The sequence below is a fragment of the Variovorax sp. 20P10.2.4 genome (genome assembly GCF_058244205.1).
Genome location: NZ_JBZAYE010000258.1, coordinates 1 through 9717 on the forward strand (window position 1 = coordinate 1; position 9717 = coordinate 9717).

General features: G+C 66.6%; 9 protein-coding genes. 4 read left to right on the forward strand and 5 right to left on the reverse strand.

Annotation, left to right across the window (positions count from 1 at the left end; genetic code table 11):
• Positions 1 to 138: 138 nt before the first annotated feature.
• From AC27VN_RS22275 to hppD, 5 genes are all read right to left on the reverse strand, one after another.
• Positions 139 to 1068, reverse strand: coding sequence for an MBL fold metallo-hydrolase (locus AC27VN_RS22275; RefSeq protein WP_490877928.1), 930 nt, complete (start codon positions 1066 to 1068; stop codon positions 139 to 141).
• The gene (locus AC27VN_RS22280) at positions 1069 to 2766 is read right to left on the reverse strand and encodes an AMP-binding protein (protein WP_490877929.1); all 1698 of its coding nucleotides are present in this window, start codon (positions 2764 to 2766) and stop codon (positions 1069 to 1071) included.
• A gap of 159 nt (positions 2767 to 2925) precedes the next feature.
• The gene (gene phhA, locus AC27VN_RS22285) at positions 2926 to 3798 is read right to left on the reverse strand and encodes a phenylalanine 4-monooxygenase (protein WP_208510953.1); all 873 of its coding nucleotides are present in this window, start codon (positions 3796 to 3798) and stop codon (positions 2926 to 2928) included.
• A gap of 15 nt (positions 3799 to 3813) precedes the next feature.
• The gene (locus AC27VN_RS22290) at positions 3814 to 4620 is read right to left on the reverse strand and encodes a transporter substrate-binding domain-containing protein (RefSeq protein WP_490877930.1); all 807 of its coding nucleotides are present in this window, start codon (positions 4618 to 4620) and stop codon (positions 3814 to 3816) included.
• Between the two features lie 29 nt (positions 4621 to 4649).
• On the reverse strand, positions 4650 to 5777 hold the full coding sequence (gene hppD, locus AC27VN_RS22295; RefSeq protein WP_093348317.1) for a 4-hydroxyphenylpyruvate dioxygenase: 1128 nt from the start codon (positions 5775 to 5777) through the stop codon (positions 4650 to 4652).
• A gap of 149 nt (positions 5778 to 5926) precedes the next feature.
• Here hppD and AC27VN_RS22300 point away from each other — a divergent pair, with 149 nt between their 5' ends.
• The 4 genes from AC27VN_RS22300 to lnt all read left to right on the forward strand — a co-directional run.
• Complete coding sequence (locus AC27VN_RS22300) at positions 5927 to 6400, forward strand: Lrp/AsnC family transcriptional regulator (RefSeq protein ID WP_057596999.1); 474 nt, start codon at positions 5927 to 5929, stop codon at positions 6398 to 6400.
• A gap of 109 nt (positions 6401 to 6509) precedes the next feature.
• On the forward strand, positions 6510 to 7238 hold the full coding sequence (locus AC27VN_RS22305) for a GNAT family N-acetyltransferase (protein ID WP_093348314.1): 729 nt from the start codon (positions 6510 to 6512) through the stop codon (positions 7236 to 7238).
• 188 nt (positions 7239 to 7426) lie between these two features.
• The gene (locus AC27VN_RS22310) at positions 7427 to 8305 is read left to right on the forward strand and encodes a CorC family transporter (protein ID WP_057596996.1); all 879 of its coding nucleotides are present in this window, start codon (positions 7427 to 7429) and stop codon (positions 8303 to 8305) included.
• The coding region (gene lnt / locus AC27VN_RS22315; RefSeq protein ID WP_490877931.1) for an apolipoprotein N-acyltransferase at positions 8305 to 9717 on the forward strand (1413 nt) is incomplete at its 3' end. The genes AC27VN_RS22310 and lnt, both read left to right, overlap by 1 nt.

Here is a 9717-nt window from a genome sequence, read left to right on the forward strand (position 1 = left end):
CTTTGTGCAAGCAAAAGCAGAAAAAATAAGCGCCCCGTCCACGACAGGGCGCTTTTTTATTGGCAATTCGAATAAACAGGCAGCGCTTTATTTGAATGAAATCGGGGCGCCCTAAGCAGGCTCGATCATTTCAAAAATTCAGAGGTTCCGAACCTCGTCTTCCGTGATTTCAGCAGCCCGCGCAGCGACGAGTTCAGCCAGGATCTCCTGCGCCAGGACATCCAGCGCCACGCCCTCGAAGAACCGAGCGCACACCATGGCCAGATAAGGCGTCTCGCGCACCCAGGCCATCCAGTCGCCACGCGACATCCGCTGCTTCTCCAGTAGCTTGAACTTGATCAGCACCTTGATCGCATGCCGCGCATGCTTGACGGGATCCCGTTGCAGCCCCTCGAGCCGCCGCCGCGCGACATTCAGCGCGGCCTCCACGTCCGTGAAGATCGACCCGTGTCCCGGAATCACGATCGATGGCGCCAGGCGCTCGATCAGATCCAGGGTGGCCGCCATCTCTCCGAACGACGGTTCCCCCTTCAATTCTGGAAAAGCGATACCGAACCCGTTCTCCCACAGCGCATCCGCGGACGCCAGGGTCCGCGACACAGGCTCGAAAAGAATGACCGAATACGGATCGTGACCCGGTGCCGCATGAATCTGCCAGCGCAGCCCGCCGACCTCGCGTTCCGTCCCGGGCTGCAGCAGCCCCGAGACGCGAAACCTCGGACAGCTCTGCCCCGTCGCCCTGAAGCTCAGCGCTTCTTCATCCCAGCGCTCAACCAGCGCCGCCTCGCCCGGCGGGATCTCGATGCGAAGGTTCGGATAGCGCGCCTGCAGCGCCGCATTCCCGCCGCAATGGTCGCTGTGCAGATGCGTGTTGAGCACCTGATCCAGCGGCCGCCCGGCCAATGCCGACTCGACCAGCGCCACCGTCTGCTCGGCATGCGTCACATAGCCGGTATCGATCAGCGCCGTCTCATCGGCGCCGATCACGAGGATGTTGTTGGACGACAGCCATCCGCGCTCGAGCACGACGACATTCGCCGGCAACCCGGCGACCGCCGCCGCGCTCATTCAATGGCCCGCGGAGGCGGCGGTGCGAAGTTCGCGGCGCAGGATCTTGCCGACGTTGGTCTTGGGCAGCGCATCGCGGAATTCGATGTGCCGCGGGCGCTTGTAGCCGGTGAGTTGTCCATTGCAGTATTGCAGCACAGCCTCCTCGGTCAGGCTCGGGTCGCGGCGCACCACGAACACCTTGATCGCCTCGCCCTGCTTCTCGTCGGGCACGCCGATCGCCGCGCATTCCACCACGCCGGGGCACAGCGAGATCACGTTCTCGAGCTCGTTCGGGAACACGTTGAAGCCGCTGACCAGGATCATGTCCTTCTTGCGGTCGACGATGCGGCTGTAGCCGTCTTCCTGCATCACGGCGACGTCGCCGGTGCGCATGAAGCCGTCGGCGGTGAAGGCGGCCGCCGTCTCGGCCGGCTGGTTGTAGTAGCCCTTCATCACGTTCGGTCCCTTGATGCAGAGCTCGCCCGATTCACCGATCGGCATCGAATTGCCCTCATCGTCCTTGATCGCGATCTCGATGCTCGGCAACGGCAGGCCGATGGTGCCGGTGAACTTGGTGTTCGACACCGGGTTGTTGGTGCCGATCGCGCAGGTCTCGCTCATGCCCCAGCCTTCGATCATGGGGCAGCCGGTGGCCTCGAACCAGCGCTTCGCCGTGCCTTCCGAGGCCGCCATGCCGCCGGCCTGCGAGACGAACAGCGTCGAGAAATCGATGGTCTTGAACTCGGGATGCATCAACAGCGCGTTGAACAGCGTGTTCACCGCCGGCAGCATGTGGAAGGGTCGCTTCTTCAGCACCGCGATGAACTTGTCGAAGTCGCGCGGGTTCGGCACCAGCGTCATGTGCGAACCCTGGCGGATCACGAGCAGGCACAAGGTGAGCGCGAAGATGTGATACAGCGGCAGCGCCGCGATGCTGTTGACCTTCGCGAGGTCGCCCGCGCGCGCGAGCGCCGGCGTGAACCAGGCCTCGGCCTGCAGGGTGGCGGCCACGATGTTGCGATGCGTGAGCACCGCACCCTTCGACAGCCCCGTCGTGCCGCCCGTGTACTGCAGGAAGGCGATCGAATCGAGCGTGCTCTTGTCGGCCGCCAGCGTGCGGCCACGTCCTTCGGCGAGCGCCTGCGAGAACGGCGTGACCGTGCGGCCATCGCTCAGCGGCAGCTTGAACGGCGGCACCATCTTCTTCAAGTGCCGCACCGCGAGCGTGATCCAGCTGCCGTAGAGGCCGCCGAGCAGGTCGCCCATCGCCGTGATGACCACGTGCTTCACGGGCGTCTTCTCGATCACCTGCTCGAGTGTGGAGGCGAAGTTCTCGAGGATCACGATCGCCGTCGCGCCCGAGTCCTTGAGCTGATGCTCGAGCTCGCGCGCGGTGTACAGCGGATTGACGTTCACGCAGGTGTAGCCGGCGCGTAGCACGGCACACATGGTGACCGCGAATTGCGGGATGTTCGGCAGCATGATCGCCACCCGCGCGCCGGGCTCGAGCCCGCGCGACTGCAGCCAGGCGCCGAGCGCCTTCGACTGCGCATCGAGCTCGCCGTATGACATCCAGCGCTCCATGCACACCGAGAACGGGCGGTCGGCATAGCGGCCGAAAGCCTCGTCGAACATGTGGGAAAGCGATCGGTACTGCTCGGGATCGATCTCGTGCGGTACGCCGGCCGGATAGTGCTGTCGCGCGGATGTCTGCATGCAAGCTCCTTTGGCGCGGATTGTGGGAGCCGCACAGGACAAGCGACCAGCGGGCTTGTCCTAGGTAGATGCATCGGCTGTCGCCTGCGCGATAGCTGCCGATCGATGCATGGAGCCAGCGGGAGCCGCGCGCTTCGGCACGGCTGCCGAAAAGGAAGCTCAGGCCTTGCCGGATTCGCCGGGCTGCAGCACGCCGGCCGGAATGTCGGTCGCCGTCTCCAGCGCCCGGTACAGCGGCGCGAAGTCGGGCTCGGTCAGGTCGAACAACTGCGCGAAGCTGTCGATGACGAAGTAGTTGGCCTGGTAGGTGTCGATCTTGTAGAGCGTGCGCATGGTGCGCAGCAGGTCGAGCGGCAGCCGCAGCGGCTCGTTCGAGCGCACCGCGTGCTGCAGCTCGCCGACCGAGCTCAGGATGCCGGCGCCATAGGCGCGCAGACCATCGGGCTGGCGGATCAGCCCGAACTCCACCGTGTACCAGTACAGCCGCGCCAGCTTCTCGCCGGCATCGAGTTCATGGGCCTTGATGCCGCCCGCGCCATAGCGCTGCACGTAGTCCGCGAAGGTCGGGTCGAACAGCATCGGCACGTGCCCGAACAGGTCGTGAAACACGTCGGGCTCGACGATGTAGTTGAACTCCTCGGGCTTGCGGATCCAGTCGGTGACCGGAAACTTGCGGTTCGCGAGCAGCGTGAAGAAGGGCAGCTCGGGAATCAGCCCCGGCACCGCCACGATCTCCCAGCCGGTGGCCTTGTGCAGCCGCTCGTTGAGCTCCTCGAAGCGCGGGATGCGGTCCTTCACGCCCAGCAGCGGCAGCGCGTTGATGAATGCATCGCAGGCCAGCCCCGGCAGCTGCGCGGCCTGGCGTTCGTAGAGCCGCTTGTAGGTGTCGTGGTCGGCCGCCGTGTAGCTGGCCCAGTCCTGCGCGCAGGTGTAGTCGGCCTGCACCGTGCCGCCCCGCGAATAGTCGCCGCGCGGCGGGCGATCGGAGGCGCCGTAGACGGCGGGCGTGACGACGGTGGCAGGGGTGTCCATGGGTGCTTCGGTTGATTACTTGAGCCAGCGGTCCATGACGCGCTGGAACTCGCCGCCGGCCTGCTGAAGGTGCAGCCATTGGTCGACATAGGCCTTGAAGGCCACGTCGTCGCGCGGCAGCATCCAGGCCATTTCGCCGTATTGCAGCGGCTTGTCGGGATTGATCGCGCACAGGCCCGGCTTGAGCTTCTGCTGCACGATCGCCTCGGCCGACTCGGTCACGAACACGTCGGCGCGGTTGGCGAGGATCTCGTCGAAGATCGTCACGTTCTCGCCATGCAGCGTGAGCCGGGCCTGCTTGAAGTTGGTGCGGGCGAAGCGTTCGTTGCTGCCGCCCGGATTGAAGATGACGCGCGTGGCGGGCTTGTCGATGTCGGCCACGCTCTGGTACTTGGCCACATCGGCGCAGCGCGCGATCGGCGTCTTGCCGTTGACCATGTAGGGCGCGCTGAAGAAGGCGCGCTTCTGGCGGTCGGTGGTCACCGACACGCCGCCCACGGCGATGTCGCACTTGCCGGCCGCGAGGTCGGGCAGCAGGTTGGCCCAGGTGGTCTTGATCCACTCGGGCTTGGCGCCCAGGCTGGCGCTGAAGCCGGCCATCAGGTCGACGTCGATGCCTTCGAACGAGGCATCGGCCTTCTGGAAACTGAAGGGGCGGTAGTCGCCCGGCGTGCAGATGCGCAGCACGGCCGCCTTCTGCACGCTGTCGAGGTGCGAGCCCGCGGCGCTGGCGGCCGGCGCGCCTCCAGGCCCCGCCGCGCATCCCGAGAGAACGACCGCCGCAGCGAGGGTGGTCAGGCCGATCGAGAGGATGTTGCGCATGCGGAGCTCCTGGAGGATGGAAGGAGCGCTTATTTTGCGGCGCTCAGCACGCCGCGGCGCATCTGGTCGAGCTCGATGCTCTCGAACAGCGCCTTGAAGTTGCCGTTGCCGAAGCCGTCGTCTCCCTTGCGCTGGATGAACTCGAAGAAGATCGGGCCGAGTTGGTTCTCGCTGAAGATCTGCAGCAGCAGCGCGTCCTTCTTGCCGTCGATCAGGATCTTGCGCTTCTGCAGTTCTTCCACGCTCTCGCCGTGGCCCGGGATGCGCTTGTCGACCAGCTCGTAGTAGGTGTCGATGGTGTCCAGCAGGGTCACGCCCTTGGCGCGCAGCGCGTCGACCGTCTCGTAGAGGTCGTCCGAGCCCATCGCGATGTGCTGGATCCCTTCGCCCTTGTACATGTCCAGGTACTCCTGGATCTGGCCGGCCTGTTCCTTGCCCTCTTCGTTGATCGGGATGCGGATCTTGCCGCAGGGGCTGGTCATGGCCTTGCTCTTCACGCCGGTGACCTGGCCTTCGATGTCGAAGTACTTGATCTCGCGGAAGTTGAACAGCTTCTCGTAGAAGCCGGCCCAGGTGTTCATGCGGCCGCGGTAGACGTTGTGCGTCAGGTGGTCGATGTAGGTCAGGCCGTTGCCCTTGGTGGTCAGGGCGTCCTGCGAGGCCACGCCCGGCAGCGGTTCGAAGTCGACGTCGTAGAAGCCGATGTTGCCGATGTCGCCGGGCTTCGCGCCGTTCTTGCCGGGCCAGCGGTCGACCAGATAGATCAGGCTGTCGCCGATGCCCTTGATGGCGGGGATGTTCAGCTCGCCCGGGCCGGCCTTGTCGGCGAAGCCCCAGGCGCCCAGCGAGGTGGCGCGCTCGTAGGCGGCCTTGGCGTCCTGCACGCGGAAGGCGATGGCGCACACGCTCGGGCCGTGCTCGCGCGCGAAGCGCTGCGCGAACGAATCGGGCTCGGCATTCAGGATGAAGTTGATCTCGCCCTGGCGGTACAGCAGCACGTTCTTGTGGCGATGCTTGGCGATGGCCGTGAAGCCCATGCGCTCGAAGACCTTGCCCATGGCGACCGGATCGGGTGCCGCGTATTCGATGAATTCAAAGCCGTCGGTGCCCATGGGGTTGTCCCAGGGCGTGAAGGCGGGCGCGTCGGCGTGGCTCATGGCAGTCTCCGAAGAAGTGGGGATCGAGGGGAAAGTAAAAGGATGGCGGCTCGGCCAGTGCAGCAATGTAAGTCGACTGCCGCTCATGATTTCAGCGTTTGTGGGCGTGTTTCTTGGATCGATTGCAGGAAAAGTGCAAAAATCTCCTCATGGAAGCACTCGACAAGATAGATCGGCTGATTCTGCGCACGCTGCAAGCAGATGGTCGTGCCACCTACGACCAGATCGCCGAGCAGGTCAGCCTCTCGCCGAGCGCCGTGCTGCGCCGGGTCAAGCGGCTCGAGGAGCAGCGCGTGATCGACCGCTATGTGGCGCTGGTCAAGCCCGAGGCCGTCGGGCTCGGCCTCACGGCCTATCTCAACGTGCGGCTCGAAAAGCACACCGAGAGCCACAAGCGCAACCCGATGGACCTGTTCCGCGCCAGTGTGCAGACCTGGCCCGAAGTCGTCGAGTGCGCCGCCCTCACGGGCGAGATGGATTACCTGCTGCGTGTGGTGGTGGCCGACATGGCCCACTACAGCCGTTTCATCATGGACACCCTGCTCAAGCACCCGAGCGTGCAGGACTGCAAGACCAGTTTCGTGCTGGACCGTGTCAAAGCCACCACAGCCGTGCCGGTCTAGGCACGAAAAAGTTGCTCCGGGCACACGCTTTCGGGTATTGATTCACAAATGAGTCACGAAAGTGTCCCGCCGGGCTTGTGGGTTAAGGGAAAACCCTTACATTCAAGCCATGCTTACCGCCAAGGACCTCCTCAGGGCATCCCTCGGCCTCGGCTCTTTTCTGAAGGCGCCGATGGTTGAGGCCCAACCACGCGCCGTTGCCGCGCCGCAGCCCGTCATGGTGCCGATCCGTTCGATCGGCCCGCGCGAGCGCGAGCGCATCGCGCGCCACCTGCTGGCGCTCAGCGCCCACGACCGCTACCTGCGCTTCGGCTATGCCGCGGGCGACGAGCAGGTGCAGCGCTATGTCGACGGCCTCGACTTCGACCGCGACGAGCTGTTCGGCATCTACAACCGCAAGCTCGAGCTGATCGCGATGGCCCACTTGGCCTTCGCACCCGACGACCAGCACAGCGACTGCGCCGAATTCGGCGTCTCCGTCTCGGCCCACGCCCGCGGACGCGGCTATGGCGCCCGGCTGTTCGAGCGCGCCGTGGTCGTGGCGCGCAACGAGGGCGTGGGCATGCTGTTCATCCATGCGTTGAGCGAGAACGCCGCGATGCTCAAGATCGCGCGCAATGCCGGCGCCACCGTGGTGCGCAGCGGTTCCGAATCGGAAGCCCACCTGCAGCTGCCGAGCGCCACCTTCGACAGCCGCATGAGCGAGATCGCGCTCGAGCACTACGCCGCGGTCGACTTCCACCTGAAGTCGCGCGCCAAGCAGTTCTGGGCCTTCCTCGCGAGCCTGCAGGAAGTCCGCAGCGGCGTGCGCGACGCGCGCGGCAAGTCGGCGCAATAACCGGGCCCCCAGGCTTTTCACTCGCTTCGCTCGTGTAACGCCACCCCCCGAGGGGGCTGGCCGCCTTGGGGCGGCCCGGCGGCGGCCGGCCCTCGGGAACGCTACTTGCATACCCCCAGGCGGACCCGGTAGAGCCTGTCACATGCAATCCGGTATCCTTGCACTCCCCCCAACTACGCCCTCCCGCAGTGGCCGAACCTCACCCTGAACGCGCACCCGTCGAACGGGAAGACAAGCGCGGCTTTCTCCAGAAGCTCGCCGAATTCATCCATCCCGGTCCGGACTCGCGCGACGAGCTGATCGAAACCCTGGCGGATGCCGAAGACAACCAGGTGATCGGCGCCGAATCGCGCGTGATGCTCGAAGGCGTGCTGCGCATGGCCGACATGACGGCCGGCGACGTGATGGTCGCGGCGCCGCGCATGGACCTGGTGAACATCGACGCGCCCTACGACGCGCTGCTGCACCTGGTCATCGACACCGCGCACTCGCGCTTCCCGGTGTACGAGGGCGAGAAGGAAAACATCATCGGCATCCTGCTCGCGAAGGACCTGCTCAAGCTGCAGCGCGCGCCGGGCCTGAACATCCGCGCGCTGCTGCGGCCCGCCACCTTCGTGCCCGAGAGCAAGGGCCTCAACGACCTGCTGCGCGAATTCCGTGGCAACCGCAACCACCTGGCGATCGTCATCGACGAGTTCGGCCGCGTGGCCGGCCTGATCACCATCGAGGACGTGCTCGAGCAGATCGTCGGCGAGATCGAGGACGAGTTCGACATCGCCGAGGACGAGGGCGACATCTTCGGCCTGGCCGACCACACCTACCGCGTCTCGGGCGACACGCCGATCGAGCGCGTGGCCGAGGCCTTCGGCATCGTGTTCGACGAGGAACAGCTCAGCGAGGACTTCGACACCATCGGCGGCCTGATCGCGCACGAGATGGGCCACGTGCCCAAGCGCGGCGAGCACCATGCGATCGGCGGCTTCGACTTCGTGGTGCTGCACACCAAGGGCGGCGCGGTGCGCTGGTTCAAGGTGTCGCCGGCCCGCGGCGGCGACGCGGCCGACTGATGCGCGCCGCACTGCTGGCCCTGGCCTTCCTGCTGGCCGGACTGGGGCAGGCCGCCTCGATCGCCTTACCCGGCTCGGGCCGGCCGATGTGGCTGCTGCAGCTGGTGTCGCTCGCCGTTTTCGCCTTCGGGCTGCGCCGCCTGCGCGAGCAGGACGCGGGCTGGCGCCGCGCCGGACTGCATGCCTGGCTGTTCTCCACAGCCTGGCTCTGCGGCACCTTCTGGTGGCTCTTCGTCTCGATGCACACCTATGGCGGCCTCGCCGCGCCGCTGGCCGCGATCGCGGTGCTCGCACTCGCCGCCGCGCTCGGCCTGTACTACGCCTTGGCCGGAGCCTGGTTCGTGCGGCGCGGTCCGCGCGGCACGGTCACAGGCGCACTGGTCTTTGCCGCGCTGTGGACGCTGGCCGAACTGGTGCGCGGCAGCTGGTTCACCGGCTTTCCCTGGGGCGCGGGCGGCTATGCGCATGTCGAGGGCCCGCTCTCGGGCTGGGCGCCGTGGATCGGCGTCTACGGCATCGGCGCCGTGGCGGCCCTGGCCGCTGCACTGGTCGCGCTGGCACGGCCCGCGGCCCGCGCCGAACTCGCGGGCGCGGCGTTGCTGGTCGCGGTCGTGTTCGGCTTTCCGCTCGTGGCTCAGCCCTCGCGCGGCGAAGCCGCGGGCACGCTGCAGGTCGCGCTGCTGCAGGGCAACATCGCGCAGGACGAGAAGTTCGTTCCCAATGGCGGCATCGAGAACGCGCTGCGCTGGTACGGCGAACAGCTGCGCGATGCCAGGGCCTCGCTGGTGGTCACGCCCGAGACCGCGATCCCGTTGCTGCCGCAGCAGCTGCCCGCGGGCTACCTCGAGGCGATCCAGGCGCGCTATGCGAGCGGCAGCCAGGCGGCCGTGGTCGGCCTGCCGCTGGGCGACCGCCAGGGCTACACCAACACCGTGCTCGGCTTCCGGCCCGGCGCCGCCTCGGCCTACGCCTACAGCAAGCACCACCTCGTGCCCTTCGGCGAGTTCATTCCCTTCGGCTTCCGCTGGTTCATCGACATGATGAGCATCCCGCTCGGCGACTTCCGCAGCGGCGGCCTCGCGCAGCCCGCGCTCGCCTGGCAGGGCCAGCGCATCGCGCCGAACATCTGCTACGAGGACTTGTTCGGCGACGAGATCGGCGCCAACTTCCGCGACGCGGCGACGGCACCGACCATCCTGCTCAACGTCAGCAACATCGCCTGGTTCGGCGACTCGATCGCCATCGACCAGCATCTCGCGATCTCGCGCATGCGCGCGCTCGAGTTCGCGCGGCCGATGGTGCGCGCCACCAACACCGGCGCCACCGTGGTCATCGACGCCGAAGGCCGCGTGACCCATGCGCTGCCGCGGCTCACGCGCGGCGTGCTCGAGGCCCCGGTCGAGGGCCGCACC